This is a genomic window from Streptomyces canus (assembly GCF_041435015.1).
Taxonomy (GTDB): domain Bacteria; phylum Actinomycetota; class Actinomycetes; order Streptomycetales; family Streptomycetaceae; genus Streptomyces; species Streptomyces canus_G.
On the sequence record NZ_CP107989.1, the window covers coordinates 10,124,845 to 10,151,838 of the forward strand.

25 protein-coding genes and 2 pseudogenes are annotated in these 26,994 nt (G+C 68.6%); 17 read left to right on the forward strand and 10 right to left on the reverse strand.

Going from position 1 to position 26,994, the window contains the following annotated elements; genetic code table 11:
- Positions 1–35: 35 nt before the first annotated feature.
- Entirely contained in the window at positions 36–3,839 is a 3,804-nt protein-coding gene (locus OG841_RS46130) for a family 78 glycoside hydrolase catalytic domain (RefSeq protein ID WP_371570303.1), read from the reverse strand.
- Positions 3,840–4,326: 487 nt separating this feature from the next.
- Between OG841_RS46130 and OG841_RS46135 the strand changes: the two genes are divergently transcribed.
- The gene (locus OG841_RS46135) at positions 4,327–4,653 is read left to right on the forward strand and encodes a hypothetical protein (protein WP_328635867.1); all 327 of its coding nucleotides are present in this window, start codon (positions 4,327–4,329) and stop codon (positions 4,651–4,653) included.
- Positions 4,654–4,709: 56 nt separating this feature from the next.
- Here the strand turns inward: OG841_RS46135 and OG841_RS46140 are convergent, their stop codons facing one another.
- Complete coding sequence (locus OG841_RS46140; protein WP_328635866.1) at positions 4,710–4,871, reverse strand: hypothetical protein; 162 nt, start codon at positions 4,869–4,871, stop codon at positions 4,710–4,712.
- A 38-nt stretch (positions 4,872–4,909) separates the two neighbouring features.
- Positions 4,910–5,239 carry a hypothetical protein gene (locus tag OG841_RS46145; protein WP_328635865.1) on the reverse strand — a complete coding sequence of 110 codons (330 nt, stop codon included), beginning with the start codon at positions 5,237–5,239 and terminating at the stop codon, positions 4,910–4,912.
- Positions 5,240–5,511: 272 nt separating this feature from the next.
- Here OG841_RS46145 and OG841_RS46150 point away from each other — a divergent pair, with 272 nt between their 5' ends.
- On the forward strand, positions 5,512–6,336 hold the full coding sequence (locus OG841_RS46150; RefSeq protein WP_328635864.1) for a helix-turn-helix transcriptional regulator: 825 nt from the start codon (positions 5,512–5,514) through the stop codon (positions 6,334–6,336).
- A gap of 465 nt (positions 6,337–6,801) precedes the next feature.
- The gene (locus OG841_RS46155) at positions 6,802–7,716 is read left to right on the forward strand and encodes an NADP-dependent oxidoreductase (protein WP_365123608.1); all 915 of its coding nucleotides are present in this window, start codon (positions 6,802–6,804) and stop codon (positions 7,714–7,716) included.
- A gap of 33 nt (positions 7,717–7,749) precedes the next feature.
- Here the strand turns inward: OG841_RS46155 and OG841_RS46160 are convergent, their stop codons facing one another.
- Positions 7,750–8,487, reverse strand: a complete 738-nt coding sequence (locus OG841_RS46160; protein WP_365123605.1) for a TetR/AcrR family transcriptional regulator — start codon at positions 8,485–8,487, stop codon at positions 7,750–7,752.
- Positions 8,488–8,528: 41 nt separating this feature from the next.
- On the opposite strand from OG841_RS46160, the gene OG841_RS46165 reads away from it, so the two are divergent.
- The 11 genes from OG841_RS46165 (at position 8,529) to OG841_RS46215 (ending at position 19,790) form a co-directional block, all read left to right on the forward strand.
- Complete coding sequence (locus OG841_RS46165; protein ID WP_328635861.1) at positions 8,529–9,173, forward strand: isochorismatase family protein; 645 nt, start codon at positions 8,529–8,531, stop codon at positions 9,171–9,173.
- Positions 9,174–9,338: 165 nt separating this feature from the next.
- Positions 9,339–10,091, forward strand: a complete 753-nt coding sequence (locus OG841_RS46170) for an SDR family NAD(P)-dependent oxidoreductase (protein ID WP_371570310.1) — start codon at positions 9,339–9,341, stop codon at positions 10,089–10,091.
- A gap of 47 nt (positions 10,092–10,138) precedes the next feature.
- The gene (locus tag OG841_RS46175) at positions 10,139–11,488 is read left to right on the forward strand and encodes an FAD-binding oxidoreductase (protein WP_371570313.1); all 1,350 of its coding nucleotides are present in this window, start codon (positions 10,139–10,141) and stop codon (positions 11,486–11,488) included.
- A 21-nt stretch (positions 11,489–11,509) separates the two neighbouring features.
- Positions 11,510–12,604, forward strand: a complete 1,095-nt coding sequence (locus OG841_RS46180) for a hypothetical protein (RefSeq protein WP_328635858.1) — start codon at positions 11,510–11,512, stop codon at positions 12,602–12,604.
- 50 nt (positions 12,605–12,654) lie between these two features.
- Positions 12,655–13,827 (forward strand): DUF5624 domain-containing protein, encoded by a 1,173-nt coding sequence (locus tag OG841_RS46185; RefSeq protein ID WP_328635857.1) that lies wholly within the window; start codon positions 12,655–12,657, stop codon positions 13,825–13,827.
- 61 nt (positions 13,828–13,888) lie between these two features.
- Entirely contained in the window at positions 13,889–14,749 is an 861-nt protein-coding gene (locus OG841_RS46190) for an alpha/beta fold hydrolase (protein ID WP_328635856.1), read from the forward strand.
- A 312-nt stretch (positions 14,750–15,061) separates the two neighbouring features.
- A complete protein-coding gene (locus OG841_RS46195; RefSeq protein WP_328635855.1) occupies positions 15,062–15,526 on the forward strand; it encodes a cupin domain-containing protein in 465 nt (154 codons plus the stop codon).
- Positions 15,527–15,689: 163 nt separating this feature from the next.
- Positions 15,690–16,568, forward strand: a complete 879-nt coding sequence (locus OG841_RS46200; RefSeq protein ID WP_328635854.1) for an LLM class flavin-dependent oxidoreductase — start codon at positions 15,690–15,692, stop codon at positions 16,566–16,568.
- A gap of 487 nt (positions 16,569–17,055) precedes the next feature.
- Positions 17,056–18,000: an NADP-dependent oxidoreductase gene (locus OG841_RS46205; RefSeq protein WP_328635853.1), complete on the forward strand. Its 945-nt coding sequence runs from the start codon at positions 17,056–17,058 to the stop codon at positions 17,998–18,000.
- 32 nt (positions 18,001–18,032) lie between these two features.
- A complete protein-coding gene (locus OG841_RS46210) occupies positions 18,033–18,983 on the forward strand; it encodes an alpha/beta hydrolase (RefSeq protein ID WP_328635852.1) in 951 nt (316 codons plus the stop codon).
- Between the two features lie 231 nt (positions 18,984–19,214).
- Complete coding sequence (locus OG841_RS46215; RefSeq protein WP_328635851.1) at positions 19,215–19,790, forward strand: SRPBCC family protein; 576 nt, start codon at positions 19,215–19,217, stop codon at positions 19,788–19,790.
- 123 nt (positions 19,791–19,913) lie between these two features.
- Here OG841_RS46215 and OG841_RS46220 read toward each other — a convergent pair.
- The 4 genes and pseudogenes from OG841_RS46220 to OG841_RS46235 form a co-directional block, all read right to left on the reverse strand.
- Positions 19,914–20,659, reverse strand: a pseudogene (locus OG841_RS46220) (IS256 family transposase); the annotation flags it as partial.
- Complete coding sequence (locus OG841_RS46225; protein WP_328635850.1) at positions 20,656–21,120, reverse strand: hypothetical protein; 465 nt, start codon at positions 21,118–21,120, stop codon at positions 20,656–20,658. The pseudogene OG841_RS46220 and the gene OG841_RS46225, both read right to left, overlap by 4 nt.
- A 127-nt stretch (positions 21,121–21,247) precedes the next feature.
- The gene (locus OG841_RS46230; protein WP_328635849.1) at positions 21,248–21,373 is read right to left on the reverse strand and encodes a hypothetical protein; all 126 of its coding nucleotides are present in this window, start codon (positions 21,371–21,373) and stop codon (positions 21,248–21,250) included.
- Between the two features lie 205 nt (positions 21,374–21,578).
- The gene (locus OG841_RS46235; RefSeq protein WP_328635848.1) at positions 21,579–21,704 is read right to left on the reverse strand and encodes a hypothetical protein; all 126 of its coding nucleotides are present in this window, start codon (positions 21,702–21,704) and stop codon (positions 21,579–21,581) included.
- A 44-nt stretch (positions 21,705–21,748) separates the two neighbouring features.
- Between OG841_RS46235 and OG841_RS46240 the strand changes: the two genes are divergently transcribed.
- Positions 21,749–21,976 carry a hypothetical protein gene (locus tag OG841_RS46240; RefSeq protein WP_328635847.1) on the forward strand — a complete coding sequence of 76 codons (228 nt, stop codon included), beginning with the start codon at positions 21,749–21,751 and terminating at the stop codon, positions 21,974–21,976.
- A 546-nt stretch (positions 21,977–22,522) separates the two neighbouring features.
- Here OG841_RS46240 and OG841_RS46245 read toward each other — a convergent pair.
- A complete protein-coding gene (locus tag OG841_RS46245; protein ID WP_328635846.1) occupies positions 22,523–22,648 on the reverse strand; it encodes a hypothetical protein in 126 nt (41 codons plus the stop codon).
- 223 nt (positions 22,649–22,871) lie between these two features.
- On the opposite strand from OG841_RS46245, the gene OG841_RS46250 reads away from it, so the two are divergent.
- Positions 22,872–24,056, forward strand: a complete 1,185-nt coding sequence (locus OG841_RS46250) for a type III polyketide synthase (RefSeq protein WP_365123813.1) — start codon at positions 22,872–22,874, stop codon at positions 24,054–24,056.
- A gap of 163 nt (positions 24,057–24,219) precedes the next feature.
- On the opposite strand, the gene OG841_RS46255 is transcribed toward OG841_RS46250, so the two are convergent.
- Complete coding sequence (locus tag OG841_RS46255; RefSeq protein WP_371570321.1) at positions 24,220–26,382, reverse strand: ATP-binding SpoIIE family protein phosphatase; 2,163 nt, start codon at positions 26,380–26,382, stop codon at positions 24,220–24,222.
- Positions 26,383–26,610: 228 nt separating this feature from the next.
- Between OG841_RS46255 and OG841_RS46260 the strand changes: the two are divergent.
- Positions 26,611–26,973: pseudogene (locus OG841_RS46260) on the forward strand (hypothetical protein); the annotation flags it as partial.
- Positions 26,974–26,994 lie beyond the last annotated feature (21 nt).

Consider the following 26,994-nt stretch of genomic DNA (forward strand, 5'->3'; position numbering starts at 1 on the left):
AGGTGCGGGGTGCCTCGTTACGGGATGGGCATTGTCTAGCAGATGCCGGTGAGTTTGGTGTCGCTGTACGGGGTGCTGCTGGAGGAGGAGGTGATGATGTGGCAGCCCGGCTGGACGTCGTCGACGCGCATGAAGCCGTTGTCGTAGGTGGCGGCGACACTGTTGCCGTCCATGTAGACGCTGGTCGTGCCTGCCGAGCCGCCGGGCAGGTACACCAAGGCGGTCGTGTTGGCCGGGACGTTCACGCCGATGTCGACGCGTCCGCCGCTGGTGGTGTCGTAAGCGGCGCCGATGGTGCCCTGTGCGGTGGGAACCGTGGCGTTCGCCCAGGTGACCGAGGTTGGCTGCGGCTTGACCTGGAAGGTCCGGTAGCCCGGGGTGCTGGGCCGGATGCCGAACATGCTCTGGGGGATGGTGAAGGAGGGAGAGGCCGCCCACGGGTGGGAGTAGGTGGTGTTGGACTTCAGCGACAGGTCCCAGGCCTCCATGGTGGCGCCGGCCCCGTCGTTGATCATGTTCATCCAGCTGCGGGTGCCGGTCGACGTCAGCAGGGTGTGGGCGAGGTCGGGCCGGTTGCCGTCATACAGGGCCTGGATGACGAACGGGGCGCAGTACACGCTGCACGCCATTCCGCGGCTGCCCAGGTAGGAGGCCACCTGCGCGGCCTGCGAGGGACTGGCGATGCCGAATGCGGTGGCGAAGGCGCTGGCCTGAACGGCGTAGTGGTTGATCACCGTGCCGTCGTTGTTACGCCCGTCACGGTAGGCGCCCTTGGTGGAGTCCCACATCCTCAAGTTGACCGCATCCTTGATGGCGTCTGCCTTGGCCGTGTAGGTGGCGGCGTCCGAGCTCTTGCCCAGCGCGGTGGCGATGTCGGCCATGCTCTCGTAGGAACGGTAGGCGATGGCGTTGATGACGGTGTCGTAGGAGGTGAAGACGTAGCCGTCGCGCTCGGAGATGGGCCAGTCGACGATATCGCAGTCGTTGCAGCTGCTGGCACCCGTGCTACCGGTGGTCTTGTGGATCAGGCCGGTCGCGGACTCGTACCACTCGTCCGGCAGCTTGCCCTGCAGCGCGGTGTACGCGGCGGACAGCGGCGCGGTATTGCCGGTCGTCTCGTAACTGTCGTGCATGGCCAGGATGACGTACATCGGCCACTCGGTGGGCCAGGTGCGGTTGGACTTCAGGAAGTTCAGCGAGTAGTCGCCCAGTGCGGTGTCGCCGCCCGTGTAGAGGTTGCCCATGAGCTGGAGGTAGGTGTCGGCCTCGTAGATGTCGCGCTCGCGCTCCCACGAGTCGACGTACAGGTTCAGGTTGGTTGCCTCGATGGTGTTACGGGACAACGCCCAGACCTGGTTGAGCGTGTTGTCGGAGGAGTCGAAGGCGCCTGCCGACTCGTCGAACGGGTACAGGTACGCCTCGGCCTTGAAGTTGGCTGCGGTCAGGCCGGTGGGGGCGCCAATGACCTGGACGTAGCGGAAGACGCGCAGGCCCCAGGTTTCCAGCTGCTGGCTGCCGGATTTCAGGACCCACTTGTCCTGGTAGGTGTTGCCGGCGGAGGTCTGGTACTTGACCGTGTTGGTGCCGGTGGTGACCTCGCCGTAGCGGATGTCGACCACCTGCCCGGAGGCGCCGGTCAGGTTAAGGGACAGACCACCGACCCAGGTGCGGCCGTAGTCGATGAAGTAGTTGCCGGAGGAGTACTCGGTGACCGAGGCGGGCGTCTTGAACGTCTGCCGGACCTTTGCGGTGGGCGCGGGCTGGAGGTCGCTGAAGGCGCCCTTGGTGACCGCCGAGGGCCAGGCCGAGGCATCGAAACCAGGCGTGGCGAAGCCGAACGGGTAGCGGCGGGCGTCGTAGTTCTCTTTGGGCGCCGTGTAATAACTGGTGCCGATAGAGCCGACATTCGGCAGGACGCGGGTGCCGTCCAGGGACTTCCAGCTGGAACCGGTGCCGAAGGTCTTGGTGCTGCCGTCGGTGTACCGGACCACCAGTTTGGCGAGGAAGCGCTGGTCGCTGGTGGTGTAGGCGAGAGCGCCGACGGTGTTGGCGGCGCCTGCGTTCAGCAGGGAGGTGACGTCGTAGCCGTCGTAGCGGGCCTCGGAGCCGACTGGGCGGGTCGGGCCGACGCCGACGAAGCTGCCGTTGACCCACAGCTTGTAGACGAACTGCCGTGCCGGGGTGGTCGAGGCGCCCGTGGCGTACAGGTGGGCCCAGGCGATGCTCTTGCTGGAGGCCAGCGTGGTGGTGCCGCGGAGGAAGGTCCAGCTCGGAACCGTCAGCAGCCCGGTGCCGCAGTTCTTGCTCGTGCCTACGGCCAGGGCGCCGTTCGTGATGGTGCCGCAGGTGAAGTCGGCGTTGGTGGAGTCGTTGAAGTCGTTGCCATATAGGGGCCGGTTGTTGGGGTCGGTGACGCTGATGTCGTCGAAGGTGGCCTGCTCGGTGCTGCCGGTGCGGAACCCGATGCCGCCGACGGAGAACGTGGCGTCGGTGGTGGTGTCGACCTGCGTCCAGGTGGTGTCGGCATGCGCTTTCAGGGAGGTGGTGAAGGTCGGGCCGGAGGCCACGATCCGGAAGTCGTAGGTGGAGCCGGTGTTCAGGGCGAACGGGAGGGCGGCGGCGGTCTTCAGTGCGGTGAAGGTGCCGTTCTTCTGGACCTGGGGGGCGATGGTGTTCTCGCCGTTGCCCTTGAACTGCCACAGGTAGTAGTTGCTGGTGTCCTGCGCGCGGAAGGTGACGCTGGCGTACTTGGCGTTGATGACGAAGCTGCCCTGGAGGGTGTAGTTCGTCCAGGCGGTCGGGAACCCGGTGCCGCAGTTCTTCGCCTTGTCCACGAACAGCGCGCCGCTCGAGATGGTGCCGCAGGTGAAGTCGGCGTTGTCGGAGTCGCTGAAGTCGTTGCTGTACAGGGACTGGCCGGCGGTGCCCGTCACAGTGATGTCGTCGAAGGTGGCCTGCTCGGTCAGACCGGTGCGAAAGCCGATGCCGCCCGAGTCGAAGGTGGCGTCGGTGGTGGTGTCGATCTGGGTCCAGGTGCTGTCGGAGTGCGCCTTCAGGGACGTGGTGAACGTCGAGCCCAACGCGACGATCTTGAAGTCGTAGCTGGAACCGGTGGTGAGGGCGAAGGGAAGGGCTTGGGCGGTCTTCAGTGCGGTGAAGGTGCCGTTCTTCTGGACCTGGGGGGCAATGGTGTTCTCGCCGTTGCCCTTGAACTGCCACAGGTAGTAGTTGCTGGTGTCCTGCGCGCGGAAGGTGACGCCGGCGTACTTGGCGTTGATGACGAAGCTGCCCTGGAAGGTGTAGTTCGTCCACGCCGTGGGGTTGCCGCTCCAGACCGGGGTGGCCCCGGGCCAGGTGGTGCCCGGCCCGGTGCCGAAGGTGGCGGTGGTGGACCAGGGAGAGACCGCGCCCGAGGAGTCCCAGGTGCGGACCCGCCAGTAGTAGCCGGAGGAGGCGGTCACGGCCGGGCCGCCGTAGGAGACGTTGCTGTCGGCGGTGGAGGTGACCTGACCCGAATCCCACACATCAGGGGTGCCGGTCAGGGCCGAGGAGGTCGTGGCGACCTGGACCTGGTACGCCGTCTGGTGGTCGCCGCCGACGTGCCAGCCGAGCAGCGGGGTGGAGGCGGGGGCCACGTCGACGGGCGCGGTCAGGCCGTTCACGCTCAGCGCCGTGGGCGCGGCCTGGGCGGCGCTCGCCTGGGGCAGCTGCGCGGTCACGCCGCCAACGACCACGAACCACGTGGTGAGCAGAGCCAGGAAGAGGGCCCGTGGAGGTCTGACTTGGTGGGATCTTCTGTGTCCTCCGGCCATGCGGAAGAACAGGACGGGAGATGACACGAGGGCTCCTTGATACGTTTCAATCCGAGGGAGAGATCTCCCTGACCAAGGGCGGAGCGGAGTGGCTGAATCCTGCGGTGCTGCACGACGGGCTGTCAACACTTCTGACATGTGAATGAAACGAGGTGGGCAGTATGGCATGTGCATGCTGGATAGATTTTGACCTTGAGGTGTATGTCCGCCGACCGATTCAGATTTGAAATGTTTCAGTCCCTGGGTGGAGATGACTCGCATGCACCTGAGGAGAGGCGCTGATGGCCCTTCGATCGAGAACGTCGTCGCAAGCGGAAAGGCGCGGCAGGAGGCGCCGGGCTGCCGGCTCCCATGGGCTCAGGCACTGCTGTCCGACCAGGCGGAGCCCTGCTGACCGACACCGGCAGACCGTTCCCGCGTCAGATTTCGCCTGCCCAGTTCGGTACGGACACGAGCATGGCGGCATCGTGACAGTCGCAGCTTCGCGCGCCGAAGAGGAGGCACCGGCCTCCTCATGGCCGTCCTCGCCCCACTGCTCTCGGCGAGCCGGTCCGTGAAGTCGTGCAGCGCACCGACACCGTGGTGCGCACCGTCGTACTCCAGGATCCCGACCGGATCCCGCGCTGGACCCCGCGCGGCACAACGGCTGGGCGGGCAGCCCTACACCCTGCTCGAAGACGCCGTGGAATGGATCGAAGCGCTCGCCGCCCTGCGGAGGGCCGCGACCGATCCGAAGATCTACCCTTTCCGTGAACACGTCGCCCTCGCCTGCGAGAAGGCTGCGCAGACGTTGCGTAGGGGAATCACCGGGCCGGTGATGCCGCAACCGTGTGAACGATGAGGGGAGCCGTGCGCACTGCCCCGCGGCGCCGCCCCGGCCTTGCTGGCCACGGCCGGTCAGGCCCGAGGAGCGGCCCGTACGGCGGTGGTGATGGCGAGCGCGGGCAGCACGAGTGTGACTCCCGAGAGCGCGTAGGCGAGCCACGAATCCATCGATGTCCAGTGCTCCCAGGCAATGCCGACGACCCACCCTCCGGCGACGGCAAGAAGACCGCCCACCGTCACGGCAGTCCTGGCCGCGGCCTGGACGCGGCGGTTCAGAATGATCTCGTCGCGCCAGTACGCAGGCCACCCGTCCACGGTGTGTCCGCGGGGCAGGGGGCCGGGTACCGGCGGGGCCGGGGGAGGGGTTTCAACCAGACGAAGAGGATGACGAGCATGAAGGCGACGCCGACTCCGTACACGAGCGTGGTGGCCCATCCGGCAACGTGCCGCTCGAGCACGGAGTTGTTGAATCCGTCGGTGGACACGATGACCATGAGCATCGCGAACTGCGCCGTGAACTGAATCAGTCCGCGGAAGAAGCGGACTTCGCCGTGCTTGTTGCGATCGTAGGCCGGCAGGAGCCAAGCGAGCGCGACGATCACGATCAGAGCGTCCGCGGCGAGTAGGGCCCCGGAGAACAACTGCTCCGTGACGGCGCGGGTGCACACCAACTCCCCGGAGGTGCCGACTGAGCCGCCGACACCGTTGGAGGCGGAGAGCGCCGTTCTGTGCAAAGAGGCGTTGGGTGACGAGAAGCGACTCATCCCTCCCCATCGAGTGGTCTGCCACGGACAACTTGTCCGTGGATACATACGCCCTTCATCCCGCTTCTGATCCACGCCACGCTTGTTCAGTCGAAACAAGGGAGGCTGAGATGGATCGGGCATTGTTGGCCGACTTTCTCCGGGCGCGCCGGGAGGTGCTGCAGCCGGAGGACGTGGGGCTTCCCCGCGGTCCTCGGCGTCGTACCGGTGGGCTGAGGCGTGAGGAGGTGGCCGCGCTGGCCGGCATGTCGGTTGATTACTACAGCCGGATCGAGCGGCAGCGCGGTCCGGTGCCATCCGAGCAGCTGCTCGCCGGGCTCGCCCGGGGACTGCACCTCAGCCTGAGCGAGCGCGACCACCTCTTCGACCTCGCCGGGCACCCTGCGCCGCGGCGGGTACTGCGCGAGGATCACGTCAGCCCCACCATGATGCGCATCGTGGAGCGGCTCGCGGACACACCGGCGTTGGTGATGTCCCGGTTCGGTGAGACGGTGCTGCAGACCCGTCCGGCGGTCGCCCTGCTGGGCGACTACACCCGCTTCAGCGGACTGTCCCGCTACCTGGTCTACCGCTGGTTCACCGACCCGGCGCAACGCGCGCTCTACCCCGTCGAGGACCACGCCCTGCGGGGCAGGGTCTTCACCGTGGATCTCCGGGCGGCGTACACGGCGGAGCCCACGGGCAGGGCCGGCGAGATCGTCGCCGCACTGCTGGAGGTCAGTCCGGAATTCGCCGGCCTCTGGCAGCTGCACGAAATCGACGTCACCCACCACAACGACCTCAAACGCTACCTGCACGGGGAGTTGGGTGAGCTGGAGCTGTACTGCCAGCGGCTGGTGGACCCCGACCAGGCCCAGGAGCTGCTGGTCTTCTCCGCCGTACCCGGCTCGACCGACTACGAAAAACTCCAACTCCTGGCAGCCGTAGGCGCTTGAGCCTCGTCGGCTGTCGGTCGGCGCACACATCCAAGGTGTCCATACGTATGTACGGCAAATCGTGATCTAAAGGTGCTGCGAACAGGAATGAGAATCACATGACGCTCTGGACCCCGACTGCTGTCGGCGTTGCGGCCGGCACCCAGGCCGGACTGCGTATATGCCCCGGCGGCTGCCGCGTTCTCAACGGCACAGCTCCCGAGGCTGTCCTGCCCAGGCCCTCGTACGGAACCAGCATGGCCATTCGACCTGAGGCAGGTAGGGCCAGCAGATCTGGAATCCCGCCACCGAAGTCGCCCTCGTTGCCCGAGAGGCCATCTCGTGCGGGCGGCCCGAGGCTCCAGATCCAGATCGGGGCACGCGGCCATCCGGGCACTTGGCCGGCCATGTAATCGGTGCTGCGTTCTCCGTGCCCGGCCACTTGAACAGTGCCACCAGCTCAACCCATCGAAGGAGACAACAGTCATGAAGGCCATCGTTTTCGATACGTTCGGCGGCACCGAGGTCCTGCACGAGGCGGAGATCGAGGTGCCCCAGCCCGGGCCCGGTCAGGTCCGCGTCCGTGTCCGGGCCATAGGTGTCAACCCCGTCGACGGAAAGATCCGCTCCGGGATCATGGAGGCCATTTTCCCCACGACGCTGCCCGCCGTCCCCGGCGGGGAGATCGCCGGGGTCGTCGACGCCCTCGGCGAAGATGTCGACCTGTTCAAGGTGGGCGACGAGGTGCTGGGCTGGTCCGACACCGGCGCCTACGCCCAGTACGCACTGGCCGCCGCGGCCGTCCTCGCTCCCAAGCCGGCAGGCCTGGACTGGACGCACGCGGCCGCGTTGCCGGTGGCGAGCGACGGCGCAGACCGGGTCCTGGATCTGCTCGATGTCAAGGCCGGCGAGACCCTGCTGATCCACGGTGCGTCCGGCGCACTCGGCACCGTCGCCGTCCAACTCGCCGTCGCCCGCGGCGCCCACGTCATCGGCACCGCAGGCCCGGCCAACCAGGAGTACGTGACCTCGCTCGGCGCCACCGCGCTGGTCTACGGAGAAGACCTGGTCGAGCGGGTCCGCGCTCTCGCCCTGAGCGGCGTGGACGCGGTGTTCGACGCTGCGGGCAAGGGCGCGCTGGAGGACTCCATCACCCTGCGCGGCGGCACCGACCGGATCGTCACGACCGCCGACTTCCGGGCTCGTGAACTCGGTGTCGTCTTCGCCGAGGGCCCGGCGCGGCGCTCGGTCGCCCGGCTGGCCGAACTCGCCCAGCAGGCCGCCGACGGCGCACTGGTGACCACGGTCGGCGCGACCTATCCGCTCGCCGACGCGGCCAAGGCCCAGCAGACCAGCGACGCCGGCCACAACCGCGGAAAGCTCGTCCTCACCGTCGACTGACTCCCACGCTTACCGCAGCGTCATGACGGTGGGTCAGTCGATCAGAAGACTGCGGAGGTTGGGAACGAGATGGCGGGTGAGCTCTTCGTCCGACATCGAGGCCAGGGGGCCACTTCTGAAAATGAACCGAGAGAACGTCACACCGATGAGGTGAGCGCCCATGGAGACGACGCGCCCCTCCAGCTTGGGACCGGTGAGTATGTGGCGGTAGAACTCGACCCTGTCCTCCTGCATGGCGGCAAACAGTCGTTTGGCGGTCTCCTCCTCTGCGGCCACGGCACGGAGCAAAGCCACGAAGGAGTCGTTGCCGCCGCTGAGGGTCAGGCGTCGGACGTATGACCGGGCGATGCGCGTCGGCAACGACGTGGGATCGCCGGCCACCTCGGCCATCAGCGTGCGGGGACTGGGCACCGCGGCAAGGAACAACTGTTCCTTGGACCCGAAATTCCGTATCACCAGGCCGTGCGTCACCCCCGCCCGGCGTGTGACATCTCGGATGGTCGTCTTGCCGAAGCCCAGCTCGGCGAAGGCGCCCCGTGCGGCTGCGACGATCGCGGCCCTGCGTTCTTCAGGGGCCCGTCGGCGCTTCGCCGGCGGCTCGACGATCTCGCCGCTCGCGGTGTTGCTCCCTGTCGTCGATGGTCGGCCACTGTCTCCTTGAGTGTCCAGATTTAGGGATCGTCCGGAAATTGGACCCGGAGTCGGCGCCCCTTCGTCAGTGACCAAGCGGTCACCAGTGCGCCAAGGCACCTGCCCACGCTGCGCGATCAACGCGCCGCTGTCCTTCTCTTCGATCAGAAAGAAGTTTCGTCATGACTCCTGAACCCCTCACCCCCGTCAACACCACCGTCGTTCTCGTCGACTACGCAGTCGGTTTCGCGAACCTTCTGCGCTCCCACAACCTCGCCGAACACATCAACAACGTCGTGGGCCTGGCGAAGACGGCGAAGTGGTACGAAAGCGGTCTGGTCGTGACCAACGGCCAGTCGAGCAAGCCGTCCGGCCCGCTGTACCCGGAGCTGTTGGAGGCCATCGGTGACCAGCCGGTCATCGAGCGTGCCGTCGACTTCAACTCCTTCCTGGACGAGTCGTTCGCCCAGGCGGTCCGGGAGGAAGGCCGGGAGAACCTGGTGGTCGGCGGCATCGCCACCGACGGATGCGTGCTGCAGACGGTGCTGGGCGGCCTGCGCGAGGGCTACCGCGTGCACGTGGCCGTCGACGCCTGCGGCAGCCCCTCGCTCGAGGCACACAACGCGGCGGTGCAGCGCATGGTCCAAGCCGGCGCGGTACCGGTCACCTGGTTCGCCCTGGCCGCCGAGTTCCAGCTCGATCCCAAGTTCCACGACGCCCCGCACCGCATGCGGCTGATGCAGGAGAACGTGCCGTCCATGGGCATGAGTGCCCGGACCTTCTTTCACGCCCTCGAACTGGGCAAGCGCGCCGCCACGGCCGTCTGAACCCCTGGGGGGGGGCGGGCTCCGGCCCGCCCCCCCCACCGTGCGGGGCCGCAGCCCCCACCCCCACCGTGCGGGGCCGCAGCCCCCACCCCCACCGTGCGGGGCCGCAGCCCCCACCCCCACCCTGCGGGGCCCGCCCCCGCCTTCAGGAAAGGGACCTCGCCCGTGAACGACATACAGGCGAACTTGCCGCTGTCCGGACGGACCGTCGTGGTGGCGGGAGCGACCGGCGGCATCGGAGAGGGGATGACTCTCGCGCTGCTGCGTCAGGGAGCCACCGTCGTAGCTACCGGCCGCAGCGAGGAACGACTGGCCGGCCTCGTGGCTTACGCCAAGGACGCCGGTGACGGCACCTTGATCACCCACACGGTCGATGTCGGTGACGCGGACAGCGAGTCGGTGCGCGCCCACCTGTCCGCGTACGGTGCGCTGGACGGTGCCGTCATCACTATCGGCGACTGGGGGAGCCCGGAGCGCACCGGCATCCTCGAGACATCCGACGCCGAGTGGCAGTCGATGATCGCGTCGAACCTGACGAGTCATTTTCACGCGTTGCGAGCGCTCACCCCACTGCTGTCCCGGGACGGTGCCCTGGTGCATCTGAGCGGGTTCAGCGCGGAGATCCCCTACCCGTTCGCGGCACTCGTGGGCGCGACGAACGCGGCGAAGAAGTCGCTGGTGAGCTCCCTCACGGCGGAACTGGGCGGCGCCGGTCCCCGTGTCCACGAGCTGATCATCGGGCCCATCCGCACCCGCCCGCGTGCCGCGATCGGAGCGGACAGCCCCGGTTGGTTCAGTGCCGAGGACCTCGGCCGGCACGCGGGCCGCCTCATCGCCGGCGACGGCTCACACACCAAAGACCCGCTCCAGTACCTGGTGACCCGGGCCCACGGTGTACGGACCACACCGCCGAAGTGACGGATGCACGCAAGCCCCTTCATCCCCACGGACAACGCGGAGCATCGATGCAGACCACCTCCGGCCCACCGCCTGCACCCAAGCACACATGTCCCGAGAGCCTTGCCACGGTCACCATCCGGCCCGGCGACCGTGACTACGACGCCGTACGGCACACCTATACCCGCCTCGGATCCCCAGCTGCCGTGATCCGCGTCCGCGACCACCAAGACATAGCGGACACGCTGGCTCATGCCCGTACCACCGGGGTTCCCGTGACCGCCCGTAGCGGCGGCCACGGCATCAGCGGCCGTTCCACCAACGACCAAGGCATGGTCATCGACCTCTCCCGGCTCAACACCGTGGAAATCCTCGACAGCCGGTCCGGCCTGGTACGCGTGGAAGCGGGAGCCCGTTGGGGAGACGTCGCCGCAGCACTCGCACCCCACGGCCTGGGGCTGTCCTCCGGAGACACAGGAGACGTCGGGGTCGGCGGACTGGCCACCGCCGGCGGTATCGGCCTCATGTCCCGTCTGCACGGTCTGACCATCGATCACATGCGCGCCGCCGAACTCGTCCTGGCCGATGGATCTCTCATCCGCACCGACACCGAACACAGCCCGGACCTGTTCTGGGCCGTGCGCGGGGCGGGAACCAACTTCGGGGTGGCGACGGCCTTCGAGTTCCAGGCTCAGCCGGTGCGCGAGGTGATCGTCGCCATGACCGTCTACGACGCCGCCGACACCGCCGCGTTCCTCACCCGGTGGGCGGCAGCAGTGGAGGCGGCCCCCCGCTCGCTCACCAGTTTCCTGACGCTCGTCGCAGGTCCCGGCGGGAGAGCAGCTGCGGCCCAGGCGATGACCGTGTACGCCGGCACCGACGCGACGCAGGCCCGCGCGGCTCTCGCCCCCCTATTGTCGGCCGGGCCGGTCCTGCGCAACCACGCAACCGTCACTCCCTACCACCGGCTGCTGCCCGCCGGGCACGAGCCGCAGCACGCGCAGCAACCGCTGACCGTGTCGCGCTCCGGACTCCTGGACCACATCACCCCGCCCGCCGCCGAGAGCATGGCAGCGCTCATGAAGGCGGCCGGCATGGTGCAGCTGCGCTCGGTCGGCGCAGCGGTCAACGACACACCGCCCACCGCCATGGCCTCCTCGCATCGCACCCAGAACTTCTCGCTGATGGCCGCCACCGTGCCCGCACTGCGCGACGGCCTCGACGAGCACTGGGAACGGCTCCAGCCGCATCTGAACGGGCTCTACCTGAGCTTTGAAACGCGTACCGGGCGGAGGCAACTGCAGGACGCCTTTCCCGGCCCGGTACTCGACCGGCTTGTCTCACTCAAGGCGCAGTACGACCCCGACCACGTCTTCGACAACAACTTCGCCCTGCCGTCGGTGCCGTTCCCGCACTGAAGCCGAGGAGATGACCACCCGATGTCCAGCACACACCTGACCGAAATCCAGTCCGTCCCCACCTCTGGTGCACGAGGCGTCGAGCCCTTCGACCTGGACGGCATGCATCTGCTCGCCATACCGCAGCTCGCCTATGACATGCCGGACACCTCGGCGGACATGAACGGAGGAGACAGCGACACGGATCTGCTGTTGCTCAAGCGAGGCGAGCGAGGATACGAGCCGTTCCAGCGCGTACCGGCGCCTGGCGGCGAGGACGCGGAGTTCTTCCGTATCGGCGACCGTGCCTTCCTGGCCGTGGCCAGCATCCGTACGGGCAACGGCCCGTACCGGTATGCCACCTCGTCCCATGTCCTCGAATGGGACGGCACCTCCTTCGCCGAGTTCCAGTCCTTCGACAGTTTCGCCGCCAAGCAGTGGAGGCACTTCACGATCGAGGACCGGCACTTCCTGGCCCTCGCCCAAGGGGTCGTCCTTCCGGAACAGGAGGCCGACAACCGGCCTTCGCAGATCTTCCTCTGGGACGGTGAACGCTTCGCCCACTTCCAGGACATCGACTCGCGGTGGGCCTACAACTGGCACGCCTTCACCGTCGACGGTCACCATTTCCTGGCGCACGCCGAGCATGTGGGCCCGTCGGTGCTCTACCGCTTCGACGGTGAGGAGTTCCGGCCCCACCAGGAGCTGGCCGCCCGGCACGGCCGCGCGTTCGCACACTTCACCGCAGACGGCGACTTCTTCCTGCTGGTGGCCCGGCTGCAGAGCGACTCGCAGCTGCTGCGCTGGGACGGCACCCGTTTCGTCGTCCGTCAGACGCTGCACGGACCGGGAGCACGTGAGTTCGCCGTCGTGCCAGGTCCGGACGGGACCGTGTACGTCGTCCGCGTGAACTTCGTGCTGGGCACACCGGCAGAACCGACCACCGACCTCGACTCCGAGATCTACCAGTGGCGAGACGGGCAGCTGGTGCGGACGGCGTCCTTCCCCACGACGGGTGCCACCGACGTCGCCACCCTGCACGACGACGAAGGGGGTCTGCTCATCGCCGTCTCCCACAGCCTCACCGCCGACGTGCGCTTCGCCGCCCGCACGGTCCTCTACCGCTTCACCCTCTGAGTTCTCCGATTCCTGTGCCCCGCTCCTCCACCCAGCCACAAGGAACGTCCATGACCGCCAACGAAAGCCCTGAGCTCGTCGACCTGTTCAGCACCTACACGGCCGGTCCCACCAGCATCGGCTCCCACCTCACCCGTACCGCCGCCTCCGACACGGCCGACGCGCCACTGGTCGTCGCCACCGGCACCGACTTCGCGCTCTACCCCGGCGGCGGCAAGCCCCCCACGGTCGAGGGCTTCCGCTTCTCCACCAAGGGCTTCAAGGAACTCGCCGGGATCTCCCACCTCGGCCCCGCCCTCGCCACCCTGGTGCAGCTGCGGAAGAACTACGGCGCCCCCGGCTGGCGCGCGGACGCGGAGCGGCTTCTGGCCCAGGTGCGGCGCAGCCGGGAGGCGAACAGCACCGAGCTGTGGCGCGACACCATTGCGGTCGAGACCTACCGCGGCCGTGAGCAGGCCATCACCGAGATGGCCGACTACACCTTCGCCGTCACCGACCGCTTCCTCAGCGCGGCTCTCGATGACGAGAGCCGTCTCGACGCCGCCACCCTGCGCGGCGAGTACCTGGAAAAGGGCAGTGCCGAAGGGCACGGAACCATCATTCACATGATGATCGCCACGTTCTTCCTCACCGGGTTGGACATCTCACACCGGATCATCAGCTGGTTCCGGGAGCAGGAGATCGACTGGAGCCGGGCCATGGCGGTCATCGCCGGCAAGCAGGGGCGTCCCACCGCCGGTGTCACCTGGAACACCTCCAGCGTGGCCACCATGCTCCTGGGCGCCTCCGGCTACCAACTGCCTCTCGAACGCCTCTACATGGCACCCCACGCGCCCACCTTCACCACGCCGCCCAACGGTGACCTGTCCGAGGTGGCAGCTCTGGAGGAGCCGCTGCGTCAGATCTGGTCCAACACCCGCGCCACCGTGGAACTCGGCGATCTGATGTTTCCCGGACTGCCCCGCTACGCCCCCGGACACCTCACCCTCCCGGACATCTCCGACCCGTCCGTCAACGAGATAAGCGAGATGCCCGTCATTCACGGCGCGAACGACTGGCGCGCCATGACCACCCGCCTGCGCATGGTGCTGGAGGACCCGAGGCAGCTGCTGTCCGGCTCGGTGACCGACTTCGCCGTCAGCCGGCTCGTCGCCGCCGACAACGATCCGGCCAAGGTGACCGTACCCGGCCTGGACAACGTCACGTACCCGACCGGCCTGTGATCACCGCAAGCGGAAGGTCCCGTGCCGCGGCACCTTCCGCCCGAAGCCAGGAGCACCACACATGCCCCCGTTGACCTTCGACCAAGCCCACCGTCTCGACGTGGACGGCGGCCGGATCGCCTACTACGAGACGGGCACCGGCCACCACCCCGTCGTATGGGTGCACGGCCTGCCCCTGGACTCCCGCTCCTGGGCCGCCCAGCAGGAGTTCTTCGACCCTCACGCCCACAACGTCTTCCTCGATCTACGCGGCTACGGGGCTTCCGACAAACTGCCCCCCGCCGTGGACAGCGTCACCGCGCTGTACACCGCCGACCTCGCCGCCCTCATCACCCACCTCGGCCTGCAGAGCCCCACAGTGATCGGTTTCGCCTCCGCAGGGCACGTCGCGCTGAGATTCGCCGCTCAACACCCCCAGCTGCTGGGCAAGCTGGCCGTCCTCAACGGCTCACCCAAGTTCCGTCGCAGCGACGACTGGCCGTACGGCTTCGACGACATCGGCATCGCCCACTTCACCGATGCCGCCCGTGACAACGGAATCGCCGGACTCACCGACGCGGTCCTCGACCCGGGCCTGGTCTTCGCCGATATCGGCCCTGACCGCGCCGCGGAACTCGGCTCGTGGTTCCGCGACATGAGCTACAACGCAGGCGTTGCGACCCTGCTCGGCTTCTTCGACAACATCTCACTCGACGACGACCGTCACCTGCTGCCCGCCATCACGGTCCCCACCCTGGTGATGAGCAGCACGATCGGCCAGGAGGTACCTGCGAGCGTCTCCCTCTACCTCCGCCGGACCATCCCACACGCGCGTCTGGCCGAGCTCCCCGGCGCCGACCACTTCGCCTTCGCCACGCGCCCTGACCTCGTCAACTCCCTACTGCTCTCTTTCGTCGACGATCGCCCCGAACCCGGCCGATGATCAGTGACCGCTGGTCCGCCTGCGGTCTTCATCGAGGTCGGCTCCGCGCAGGCCTTCCGCAGCGAGGATCTTGCCTCCCGTCTGCGGGTTTGCGGCGTACCTGCCGAACTCCGCGTCGGGGCCGACGGTTTCCACATCTTCGACGGCGCCACCCCCGGCTGCTGCCCTTCCGGCAGCGGATCCTGCCGCCCGCTCCGTCTGGGGGCGCCGCACCCTGAGTGTCTGATTCCCGGACACTCGCCGGTGCCCATGCCCGCCTACGAGTGGCGGGCCGGACCAATGTCCCCGCCGACCTCCAAGAACGGAGTTCTCATGACGATGGCCTGTCTGGCGCAGCCCGAGCAGCAGCAGAAGCTCGAATGGCTCGACGGGGGAACGTTCTCGCTGCTTGACCAGGAGGCCACCGAGGGCAAGCTGACCGTGGGTCGCTTCGACGTCGCCAAGGGCGAAGCCCCGCCATTCCACCTGCACACCCGCGAGGACGAGGTGTTCATCCCGATCAAGGGCACGGCCCTGGTCTGGTCCGGGGAGGAGGAGCACGAACTGCGCGAGGGCGGGATCGTGTACCTGCCCCGCAACGTCCCTCACGCCTACCGCATCACCTCCGACCGCGCAGACCTCCTGATGATCGCCACACCCGGCGGCATCGAGGGCATGTTCCGCCACGCCGGACGCGACCTCACCACCCCACGCCCCGACGGCTTCGAGATCCCCACATCACTCCTGGCGGAGGCATCCGAACTCTACGGTGGCGTCATCCTCGGCTCGCCACGCTGAACCGCACCCCGCCCCCGAGTGCCTGTGCCGGAACAGCCGCCACACCTGGATGCCGCCCGGTCCCGAAGGCACCGCCTTCGAGGCGACCGCGGGCCTGTTTCCTTTCCCGCCCCCGACCACCGCGGCCGACGTCGAGCAAGCGCCGGTCGCCCAGGAGACTTTCATGCCCCTCCCTGTCCTGTTCGGCGCAAACGTAGAGCCGAATGCCCTCCCCGTCGGCCGCTCCAGTGAGCAGGCACTACTCATCGACAGTCTCGGCCTTGACCTTCTCACCATCCAGGACCATCCGTATCAAGCGGCGTTCGACGACACCTGGACACTGCTCACCTTCCTGGCCGCGCGGACGCGACATGTCACGCTCGTCCCGACGGTCAGTTCCCTGCCGTTGCGTCCGCCGGCGGTGCTGGCGAAGGCTGTGGCGACCTTGGACAGACTGACCGGCTCCCGGGTCCAGCTCGGCCTGGGTGCCGGCGCTTTCTGGGAAGCCATCGAGGCCATGGGCGGGTTCCGTCGCACGCCCAGAGAGGCCGTCGACGCACTGGAAGAGGCGATCACCGTCATCCGGGCCATGTGGAGCGGCGAGCGCAGTGTGCGGACGCACGGCGCGCACTACTCGCTGGCCGGCGTCCACCCCGGTCCGACGCCGAGCCCCGGTCTGGGGCTGTGGCTGGGCTCGTACGGGCCCCGCACGCTGGCTCTGACCGGTGCGAAGGCGGACGGCTGGCTTCCCTCGCATGCCTACCTCGGACTCGACGCACTGCCCACGGCTGTCCGCCGCATCGACGACGCAGCTCTGGCTGCGGGCCGTGATCCGGACACGATCCGCCGGGTCTACAACATCGCCGGTGTCATCCAACCGGAGTCGGCCGGCCCCTTCCAGGGGCCCGCCGCCCAGTGGGCCGAGCACCTTGTCGCGCTCGTGCGCACCGTCGGGATGAACGGTTTCGTCATCTGGCCCGAACGAGACCACACCCGACAGATCAGCGCCTTTGCTGCCGAAGTCGTACCCGCAGTCCGCGAAGCCCTCGCACGCAAGACCTGACCACTGCGTGCGCTCGGGCCGGGCAGCACTCCCGGTACGTGGAACGAACATTCGGTGCTGTGTGACGACAGGCGGGTCATCTCTCCTGCATCGCATGGTTTGCCACGGACAACTTGTCCGTGGATAAGTACGGCCTTCATCCGGGTTCTGTTTCACGCGATGCTTGATCAGTCGAGCACGGGAGGACGAGATGAATCGGGTACTGCCGGCCGACTTTCTTCGGGTACGCCGGGAGGTGCTGCAGCCGGAGTACGTCGGACCTCCCCGCGGCCGGACCACGCAAGTCGTACGGCCTGCGGCTGGTGGATCCGGAGCAGGGCCAGAACTGTCGATCTTCTCCGCCGTGCCCGGCTCACCGAGCCACAAAAAGCTGCGGTCCCTGGCACCCGCAAGCGCCTAGCCTCGCCGGCTGCCGGTCGGTTCACACATCGAAATTGGTGCTTCGAAAGCGCAGCACCTCACGTATATCGAGAGACAAGGGTTTCCCATGAAAGCAGTGCGTTTCCACGAGTACGGCGACCCGAGCGTCCTGCGCCACGAGGACGTCGAGCGGCCCGTACCCGGCGCCGGTCAGGTTCTGATCCGGGTCGCCGCGACGTCGTTCAACGGCGTCGACGGCAACATCCGCGGGGGCTTCATGCAGGGCCCCATCCCGGTGACGTTGCCGCACACCCCCGGCATCGACGTCTCCGGCACGGTCGACGGGCTGGGTGAGGGCGTGACCGGCCTCGAAATCGGCGATCAGGTCGTCGGCTTCCTGCCGATGGGCGGCGACGGCGCGGCCGCGGAGTACGTGGTGGCCCCGGCCGGGATTCTGACACCGGCGCCCCGGAGCATCCCGCTGCCCGACGCCGCCGCGCTGCCGTTGGTGGGTCTCACCGCCTGGCAGGCCCTGTTCGATCACGCGAAGCTGGTGCCGGGGCAGCGCGTGCTCATCAACGGTGCGGGCGGCGCGGTCGGCGGCTACGCCGTGCAGCTGGCCAAGAACGCCGGCGCGTACGTGATCGCCACGGCCGGCCCGCGCAGCAGCCAGCACGTCGGGACGGCGGGTGCCGACGAGGTCGTCGACCACACCGCCACCGAGGTGACCGTGGCGGTGACCGAGCCGGTCGACGTCGTGCTCAACCTCGCGCCGATCGAACCGGCGCAGCTGGCCGCGCTGCTCACGCTGATCCGTTCCGGTGGCGTGCTGGTGAACACCACGGTGTGGATGCCCGCGCCGAGCGACGAGGAACGCGGCGTGCGCGGCATCGACCTGTTCGTCAACAGCGACGCCGAACAGCTGTCGCGGCTGGTGGCGCTGGTCGACTCCGGCGAGCTGCGCGTCGACGTGGCGCGGCGAGTGCCGCTGGCGGAGCTGCCGGCAGTCCACGCCCAGGCCGCCACGGGCGAGCTGCACGGCAAGGCCGTCATCGTCGCGCCCGCCGCCTGACACCGATCGGCCGGCCTCGAAAGGAAAAGACCATGACACTGTCCCTGGACCCCGAAATCGCCGAGGCGCTGGCCCCGATGGCCGGCGCGATGGCCGAGGCCAAGCCGCCGGCTGTGGGCGACATCGCGGGCCGCCGCGCCATGTGGGAACCGATCATCGGCGCCGCGGGAGCCGCGCAGCCGATCCCGGCCGACGTGACGACCCACGAGCACTACGCGACCGCAGACGACGGCACACAGATCAAAATGCGCTGGTACGTCAAGGACGGCGCCGAGCCCGGCCCAGCCGTGCTGTTCTTCCACGGCGGCGGATACATCTTCGGCCACATCGACCTGTTCGACGGTCCGGTCTCCCGCTACGTATCCGCCAGCGGCGTGCCGATGCTGTCGGTCGAGTACCGCCGCGCCCCCGAGCACCCCTTCCCGACACCGCTGGAAGACGCCTACGCCGCACTGCGCTGGCTGCACGAACACGCCGCAGAGCTGGGCGTCGACGCCAACCGCATCGGTGTGATGGGCGACAGCGCCGGAGGCGGCATGGCAGCGGCGCTGACGATCCTCGTCCGCGAGCGCGGCGGCCCGCAGATCGCTCGGCAGATCCTGCTCATGCCGATGCTCGACGACCGCACCACCACGCCCGACCCTCACATCGAGCCCTACGTTCTGTGGTCCTACGACGACAGTCTCACCGCATGGCCGGCACTGCTCGGCAAGGCTGTCGGCGGCTCCGGCGTCCCGCCTACGGCGGCTCCCGCCCGTCTCGAGGACGCGACCGGCCTGCCGCCGGCCTACATCGAGGTCGGCCAACTCGACGTCTTCCGCGACGAGGACACGGCCTACGCGACCAAGCTCAGCCGCGCCGGCGTGCCGGTGGAGTTCCACCTTCACCCCGGCGCACCGCACGAGTTCGACTCCATCGCCTTCGGCGCCGACGTCGCTCAGCGTGCCATGGCCGACCGCATCCGAGTCCTCAAGTCGATCTGAGCCGTGACCAGCGACCTGCTGTCACTTACCAACCCACGGCTCCAGCCACATATCGCTGCACTACCTCAACGACTCTCAGGTGCTCGTCCACCCCGTACTGCGGCAGACACTCGATGTTCAGGCCGGTGGTCGGGTCACTCACATCACGAATCTGCTTGCTTCCCGTTCGAAGCATTTTATGTTCGTTAATGCTTCACAGTGGATACGCATCACCAAGACAGGAGAACAACGATGTCCGACAAGAAACCGATCGCGGCGAAGAAAACGACCGAGCCCCGGAGGGTCGCAGTGGTCCAGGCAATACCCCTCCTTATCGGCTCAGCCGACAACACTGTTCCGATCACAGTCCAGCGGCGAACTTCGGTGGCGCCCGCCAACGCGTTCCGACTGATCGTTCCCATCGACCTGTCGAGCGTTTTCCACCGGGTGGCACCGTTTCCCGGTGTCAAAGGTGTGGCAAACCAGACCGAAGCATGGGATCACGTCGGCCCTACCAGGAACCCGCAGTTCGACGACGGGTCGCAGGCAGACGAACAGTTGATCGAGTACACGGAAGGCTCTAGTTTTGCGTATCAACTGACGGGATTCACGAACATCCTCTCCCGACTTGCAGCCGGCGTTCGAGGTGAATGGAACTTCAACCCCGACGGCGATGGCACCCTCATTCGGTGGACCTACGAATTCAAGCCACTTCCGGGTCGTCGCTGGATTCTCGCCGGTCCATTCGCTCCCCTCTGGCGCCGATACATGGTGGCCGCCCTCGCGAGGTGCCTGCAAGTGATCGAATCGGAAGAAAACAACTCGTAGGCATGGTTTTTTGGCCCTGCGCAATCCAGGGTGTGGTCAGGGCCTCGGCGTAGTCGCAGAATTTCCGGTTCGTGATCGAACGTCGACGCCGAAGCTCTGCCGCGTGCGGGCTTGTGCCAGGCTTCTGACGCCGCGGTTCTTGACCACGGTGAGGATGTGCAGCCAGTGCTTGGCGCCCTCGCCGCCGTCACCGGCCCACAGACCGAGGATTTCCCGCCGGCCCTCGACCCTGACGGCCGGGGCCGCAATAGATGGGCCGGTTGGCGACCGCGCCGTCGCGGATCTTCACGTGGATGGCGTCGATGAAGACGACCGGGTTGACGGCGTCGAGGGGGCGGCTCTGCCATTCGGCCATGCCTTCGAGGACCTTGTCGGTGATGGTGGAGATGGTCTGGCGGGAGACTTCGGCGCCATAGACTTCGGCCAGGTGGGCCTGGACCTCGCCGGTGGTCAGGCCCTTCGCGGCCAGCGAGATGACCATCTCGTCGACGCCGGGTCAGGCGCTTCTGCCGCTTCCTGACGATCTTCGGTTCGAAGGAGCCGTCGCGGTCGCGGGGCACGGTTGTCTCCACTGGGCCGACGTCGGTCAGCACGGTCTTGGAGCGTTTGCCGTTGCGGGAGTTGCCGCCGTTCTTGCCCGCCGGATCGTGCGTGTCATAGCCGAGGTGGTCGGTGATCTCGCCTTCCAGGGCGGACTCCAGCAGCCGCTTGGTCAGCTGCTGCAGCAGCCCGCCCTCGCCGGTCAGTCGCAGACCCTCGGCCTGGGCGCGGCCCACCAAGTCGTCGATCAACTGGTCGTCCACGGTCTTCGGCGACGCAGCCTTCGTGGGCTCCACGGCCTTGGACTCGGACACGTTCTCACTGGTCATCGATGCACCTTCCGTGATCGGGAGTTACGCCGAACGTCATACAGTCCCCGGCTCGGGTGGAGCAGCCGTCGCGGTTGGCGTCGATCCAGTGCGGGAACGTGGTGCGCTCGTTGCGGTCCACCGCGGACGGCAACGAGCAGCGGAGCAGGCTGCTCGGCGTAAGCGCCCTCGGGCAGCACGAGCCAGCCGCGCAGCACGAACCCGTCGTCAGCCTCCGCGTGCACCTCGGTGAGTGTGCCCGGCAGCTCCCCGACGCCGCCCGGTGCGGGCACCACGGCCGGAGTCTGGTCGACGACGTCGGCGTCGATCCGGACGGGCGTCGGCGGCGCGCCGACCGCGTGACGCAGGGCGTAGAGCGTCCGCCCGTCGGGACCCACGGTCAGCGAGCCGTACGCACCCGAAGCGGTCAGACGTGTGACAACACCGTCCGGATCGCGCCGGAAGACAGGGGCGTGCCCCACTCGTCGGACGTGAAGAACAGTGTGTCGTCCACCGGCGAACAGGCGATACCACCAGGCCAGTTGTGAACCCGGCCAGCAGGTCCTCCACCGTGCCGTCGGTCAGGTCGACCCTGACGAAAGTCGCTTCTCAGGGGGCGTCGTACGTCGGGTAGCGCATCCGGCAGCACACGAGGGCCGAGCCGTCGTGGGTGAACCGCGGCGCCTCGTAGAGGTGCTCCAGATCGTCGACGACGTGGATCTCTGCACCGCTCACCGCGTTTGCCACCGCCACAGCGGTGCGATGGTCGTCCGGAACCCGCCCGGGCACGAACCGGCGGTACGCCAGCCGTGCCGTCCGGCGACAACGCCGTATCCCCCGGATCCTCCAGACCGATCCCCTGCCCACCGACGACGACCGGCTCCGCATCGACACCGGCACGGACGAAGGCACGCGGCGCCGCCGGGCCGAGGCTGTGGTCCTAGGTACGGGTCGGCCCGACCTCATGCAGGACCGCGGTGCCCTTCGCGTCCTTGCGCGCCGCACGCGGCTTGCCGTGCGTATCGGCGTCGGCGGCACCCGGCAGCAGCCCCGCTGTGTCGCACATTGCGCCGGAGTCCCGGGCGACGGTGACCGCGGCGATCCCCCTGGGTGACGGGTCACGACAACGGCATCTCCGCGCGGCGGCAGCGCCCAGAGCGCGGCCCCCTCGGCCTCGTGCTCGTCCACGGCGGCGCGTTCGGAAGTGCCGTCCGCGATACACAAGGACTGGGGCGGGCAGGAGCGCTCGCCTCGACAGAAGCCTCGGTCGTGGGCGCGCTCAGCACACTCGCGCACTGGCTCGGCCCGCTGGGCGACGGGGTGCTCGGCCTGCTGTGACGGAGTGAGAGAACTGCTTGGCTCTGCGACGAACCGACGTGTGCACTCGCGACAAGGCTTCTGAGTCAGGCAGCAGAGCGAGCCGATCCCGGCGCTGCAGGCAGCGCGCTCACCGACAACCCGCCGATCCGGTAGGCCGTGCCCACAGCATGCCCCTCAGGGCGGTCAACCACGGTGAGGTCAGGGATAAGGCGCTCATCCAAGCGCCGTCGCATCCCGAGCGGAGAGCGCGAGTTCGATCCTCGTCACAATGCGAACCCCAGGCCGGCGGCCCGGACTTCGCAAGCGGTCACGTCCCTGAGGCCATGCCTGACCGAAGCTGGACCGGGCGGCCCAGTTCTGGCCGCGGCACCGTGCCGGTGGTAGTCGGTCGGCAGGTCGCGGGCGGGCTCGCGCAGGTCCTGTTGGGACCGCGACCGCTGTCGGGGCCCTTCCCCGGCCCATGAGTTCGACGTACTTCTCGCCCCGCTCCTCGCGTTCCGTACCAGGGGCACCCTGGGCTCGACGAACTCGTACAACCGCGTTTCAGGACCCGGGACACCGCGCCTACGGGTGTGGGACGCTACGGATCGGCACCACCGGCTCCTCGTCGTGGAGGACAGCCAGGCCGTGGTGAGCCGCGGTGGCGGTGATGGCGAGGTCCACCGGCGGCATGTCAGGCAGGCGCGGCACCGCGCCGGCCCCCTCTGCAGCAGTGTGCGCCGTGTCACGCATCGCAGAACCTCCCAAGTTGCCCAGATCACAGCGCAAACGCCCCTGGGGCATCCATGCTCGAAAAGGACACGGAGTCCCAAAGCGGAGCGCACTGTCGTGGACTTGGATGAATCACTCCCAAGTGACCTATGACACAGCGCCCGTGACATTTCATCTCGTCCCCTGTAGAAAGGCGCCAATCATGGCCGCTTACCTGTGCCCGCCTGCCGTGATACACGGCAAGCACGCCGTGCGGACCAGCCAGATCGTGGACGAAGTGCGCGGTCGGCACCCGAACGCGGCGTGGGCGCCGCGGATCGACGGCATCGCGGCCAGTACCGGCATCGAAACCCGTGGCTGGATGCTGCCGTTGGAGGCCGCCGTCGCGCCCGGCAGCGGAAGCGGCCTGCCGGCCGCCGGCATCGGGCCGGCCCGAGAGGCGCTGGCTGGTGACGGGTTCACCGAGCAGGACGTGGATCGCGTGATCGCTGCCCTTGAGGCGATACCCGCGCCGCAGACCGTCCAGGAACGCACTGCGCCGGCCTGGTCGGCAGTGCAGTCCTACGGTGAGCGCGCGGCGCGCGGGGCCCTGCAGATCGCCGGGCTGGACGCCGCGGACGTCGACTGTCTGATCACCAGTCACTCCACCACCCCGGCGCTGCCGGGGCTGGACCTCTCCCTCGCCAACAGACTCCCGCTCCGGCGCGACGTGCTGCTGCTGCCGGCCACGCAGTGGGCGTGCATAGCCGGGACCCGCTCCCTGGCGCTGGCGGCGGATCTCGTGGCCGCGGACCCCGACCGGGTGGTCCTGGTCGTGATCGCGGAGGCACTGAGCACGACCTACCAGCCCGCGGACGACACTCTGGAATCCCTGATCGTCCGGTTGCTGTTCGCGGACACCGCCGTCGCCACGGTGGTCACGGGCCGCCCGAGGCCCGAGTCGACGCTGCGGCTGGACACCGCCTGGCACCACACGCTGCCCGGCACCCAGGACCTGCACCGCCTGGAGACACGGGAGGACGGCACCCACTTCGTGATGGACCGGCGCGGGCCGCGCGCCGTGCAGGAGACGGTCACCGCGATGTGGGAGTGGTTGCGCCTCCGATACCAGGACGACCCCGGCTCCTGGCACCCCGACGTTCTGCTCGCCCACCCCGGCGGGACGCGTGTGCTGGAGTACATGGAGCAGACGATGCCCGACGGGTGGCCGTCGGGGCTCCTGCGCTACAGCCGGGACAGCTACACCAGCGGCAACCGCGGAGGCGCCGCCGTGTTCGACATCATGCGGAGGGCGTACGACGCCGGGCAGAAGGCGGGCAGCCGTGCCGTCCTGTACGCGGCTGCCCCGGGCCTCACTGCCACCGCCCTGGAAGGGGAGTGGCTGTAGTGCGGACTCGCGCCCCTCGTCACGCCGGTGCCGCCGCCTGACGGACAGCTCCCGCGCCGCCCGGCCGGCGCCCTGTCACCACCCGGCCGAAGCTACGCCACCACCCGGCCGGAGTCACGCCACCAGCCCGCTGACACCTCATCACCGCCCAGCCGACACACCGTCACCGCTCGACCCAAGCCCACACCACCTTCCCGGTGTCCGTCCACCGGACCCCCCACCGGGTGGTGAGCCCATGCACTACGTGAAGGCCACGGCCGGCGTCGTCGAGGAGCCCGCCCGGGCCCAGCCGCGGCCTGCCGTTGCCGGTGTCGCCCACCTCGCACAGCAGCCCGTGGCCGGTCCTGATCAGCCGTACCGTGATGGGTCCGCCGGCGAAGCGGACCGCGTTGGCGACCAGTTCGTCGACCACCAGCAGCACGCTGTCCCTGGTGTGCTCTCTGGCGCTCCACTGCCCCAGCAGCTCGGAGACCAGTGTGCGGGCCCGGGCGGCCGCGTCGCCGCGGGCGGGTAGACGCCACGTCGCGGTGTCCTCCTTGCGGTAACCGATCATGCGGGCGATCAGCAGAGTCACGTCGTCGCGCCGACGCGTCGGCGCGACCGCCGAGACCACGCGCCGTGCGGCCTGGTCCAGGGTGTCCCACGGGTGCACCGAGGACACGGCGTCCGTCAGCCTGTCGATGCCCTCGTCGATCGACAGGGCGGGATCCTCCACCAGGCCGTCGGTGTAGAGGGCGAGCAGCGAGCCCGGGGGCGCACGGAACGCGTGCACGTCGTACGGCTCCCGCAGCGCGAACTCGGCGCCCAGTCCGGGGTGGGGGCGTATCGCGACCGGGCCGGCAGGTCCGTCCAGGGGTACCAGGACCGGGGGGAGGTGGCCGGCGCTGGCCACTGCCACGTGGTGGCTGACCGGGTCGTACACGGCGATGCAGCAGGTCGACCCGAGGGCGCTGTAACCGGCCGCCAGCCCGGAATCCGCATCGTCCAGCAGCGACACGGTCTCGTCCAGGTGCTCCAGCACCTCGTCGGGAGCCAGCCCCGCTGACAGCAGGGCGCGGGCCTCCATGCTCAGCTGTCCCATGGTCGCCGCGGCGCCCAGCCCGTGCCCGACGACGTCTCCGACCACCAGCGCGGTACGGCCGTCCGGCAGCGGAAAGCTGTTCACCCAGTCGCCGCCGACACCCGCGCTGTCGGGGGTGGCGGGCTGGTAGACGCTGGCCGTCTGGATGGTGTCGCCGCCGGACCGTGGCAGCAGTCGGCGCTGCAAGGCCAGTACCTGTGTGTGCTCGCGCTGGTGCTGACGGGCCAGGTCCACGTGGTGGGAGGTCCTGGCCACCAGTTCCTGCAGGTCGAAGAGCTCACTGTCCGCGAAGGGGCGGTCCGCCCGCCGCCAGACCTCCGCGACACCCAGGACGACGGGCGGCGTGCCGTCCAGGACCAGCGGTATGCACACCACGGCCGCCGCCTGGTCGCCGGGCACCAGGGCACGTACCAGCCGAGGACTGTCGAGCACCTGTTCGATCGCTTTTCGGTCGGGTATGACGATGGCCTGCGCGGCATCGTCACGCCGTATGGCCTGCGCCAGCAGTCGACTCGCATCGCCGGGAAGATCGTCGCCCGCGGTCACGTAGCCCTCGGGCCACGCCCGGTCCGGCACCAGGGCCGCCCGCCGCAGCCGGAGGCGCCCCTGCGGCTGCTCGGTGACCGCCTCACCCGTCCACACGGCGAAGTCGAGGTCGATGGCGGTCACGTCACCCCAGGCCAGCAGGGACTCCGCCAGCGACTGCGCGGTCTCGCCGATGTCCAACGAGGTGCCGATCGCGGTCTCGGCGGCATAGAGGTGCAGCCTCCTGGCCATGGCGATCAGGGAGACGGTCAGGCCCTCCTGAGGCGCCGCGGCGGCCAGGATGCTCATCGAGACCACCAGCTCCGACCCGTCGCCGCGTCGCAGGCGCTGGACCCGGGCGACGTGCGGCTCACCGGTCTCGAGGACCTGCCGCAGGCGCCGGGTGACCGTCGGTACGTCCGAGGGAGGCAGGAGATCGACGAAAGGGCTCCCGGCCGTGGCCTCCACCCCCGCGAAGACCGGGGCGTCGAGATTGCAGCGGGTGATTCTCAGATCCCGGTCCAGATTGACCGCGCCGAGGATTTGCTCCTGACCGGCGGGGGTCGGGTTGTCGGATACGTCTCGACGGGCGGCGTTGTCCCCCTGCGGGTCGGCGGAACCGGCGGCCGCTGCCGCTCCGTCGACTGGCATGTACTGCCCCAAAGCGCTGCTGACCATATCGAACGGTGACGCAGACGAGGGGGGTGGGGTGGAGTCCATGCGACTCTCTCAGCTCGCTTGCCGACCCCGGCACCACGTCGGAGCCGTACCAGAACCCGGGCGACAGAGTCCCGGGATTCGTGACCGCAAACCTCATTCAATAACACCCGGGGCCGCTTCGCCCACACCAGCGGGCCGCACGGTGACGCGGTGGCAGCCGACGACCGGTGTTCCCTCGCAGTCGTTCCATGGTCGTCGCCGCTCTGCACGTCGTCGAAGCCGAGTCGCATGGAGGCTGTGCACCCTCGGTGCGGGGCGGGCGGACGTCGAGGCCAGTCCGCGGTCGTCGTAGAGGGTTTCGGGGATCGAGTGCCAGCGCCCGGCCGCCGACGCGCGGCAGCAACCCGTCGGCCGTGTCCTGGCCCAGGCGGCCCTCGAACCGGCGAGGTCGACCTGCTGCTGTTCGCCGCCGTCAGCGCCGATGTCCAGGAACCCGCCAACGCCCACATCGTCGCCGCCCGGACCGGGCTGTCCTGTCCGGTCTTCGACGTCTCCAACGCCTGCAACAGCGTCCTGAACGCCCTGGAGGTCGCGGACGCCTTCATCCGCGCCGGCCGTTACCGGCGGATCCTGATCGCGTGCGGGGAAACCCTCAGCCGGTGGAGCCTGACT

Excerpts from the sequence above, each read along its gene's own strand:
- OG841_RS46135 (WP_328635867.1), top strand. The coding sequence starts at position 4,327 with ATGGCCGTCCTCGCCCCACTGCTCTCGGCGAGCCGGTCCGTGAAGTCG.
- OG841_RS46150 (WP_328635864.1), top strand. The coding sequence starts at position 5,512 with ATGGATCGGGCATTGTTGGCCGACTTTCTCCGGGCGCGCCGGGAGGTG.
- OG841_RS46155 (WP_365123608.1), top strand. The coding sequence starts at position 6,802 with ATGAAGGCCATCGTTTTCGATACGTTCGGCGGCACCGAGGTCCTGCAC.
- OG841_RS46165 (WP_328635861.1), top strand. The coding sequence starts at position 8,529 with ATGACTCCTGAACCCCTCACCCCCGTCAACACCACCGTCGTTCTCGTC.
- OG841_RS46175 (WP_371570313.1), top strand. The coding sequence starts at position 10,139 with ATGCAGACCACCTCCGGCCCACCGCCTGCACCCAAGCACACATGTCCC.
- OG841_RS46180 (WP_328635858.1), top strand. The coding sequence starts at position 11,510 with ATGTCCAGCACACACCTGACCGAAATCCAGTCCGTCCCCACCTCTGGT.
- OG841_RS46185 (WP_328635857.1), top strand. The coding sequence starts at position 12,655 with ATGACCGCCAACGAAAGCCCTGAGCTCGTCGACCTGTTCAGCACCTAC.
- OG841_RS46190 (WP_328635856.1), top strand. The coding sequence starts at position 13,889 with ATGCCCCCGTTGACCTTCGACCAAGCCCACCGTCTCGACGTGGACGGC.
- OG841_RS46195 (WP_328635855.1), top strand. The coding sequence starts at position 15,062 with ATGACGATGGCCTGTCTGGCGCAGCCCGAGCAGCAGCAGAAGCTCGAA.
- OG841_RS46200 (WP_328635854.1), top strand. The coding sequence starts at position 15,690 with ATGCCCCTCCCTGTCCTGTTCGGCGCAAACGTAGAGCCGAATGCCCTC.
- OG841_RS46205 (WP_328635853.1), top strand. The coding sequence starts at position 17,056 with ATGAAAGCAGTGCGTTTCCACGAGTACGGCGACCCGAGCGTCCTGCGC.
- OG841_RS46210 (WP_328635852.1), top strand. The coding sequence starts at position 18,033 with ATGACACTGTCCCTGGACCCCGAAATCGCCGAGGCGCTGGCCCCGATG.
- OG841_RS46215 (WP_328635851.1), top strand. The coding sequence starts at position 19,215 with ATGTCCGACAAGAAACCGATCGCGGCGAAGAAAACGACCGAGCCCCGG.
- OG841_RS46235 (WP_328635848.1), bottom strand. The coding sequence starts at position 21,704 with ATGTGCGACACAGCGGGGCTGCTGCCGGGTGCCGCCGACGCCGATACG.
- OG841_RS46250 (WP_365123813.1), top strand. The coding sequence starts at position 22,872 with ATGGCCGCTTACCTGTGCCCGCCTGCCGTGATACACGGCAAGCACGCC.
- OG841_RS46255 (WP_371570321.1), bottom strand. The coding sequence starts at position 26,382 with ATGGACTCCACCCCACCCCCCTCGTCTGCGTCACCGTTCGATATGGTC.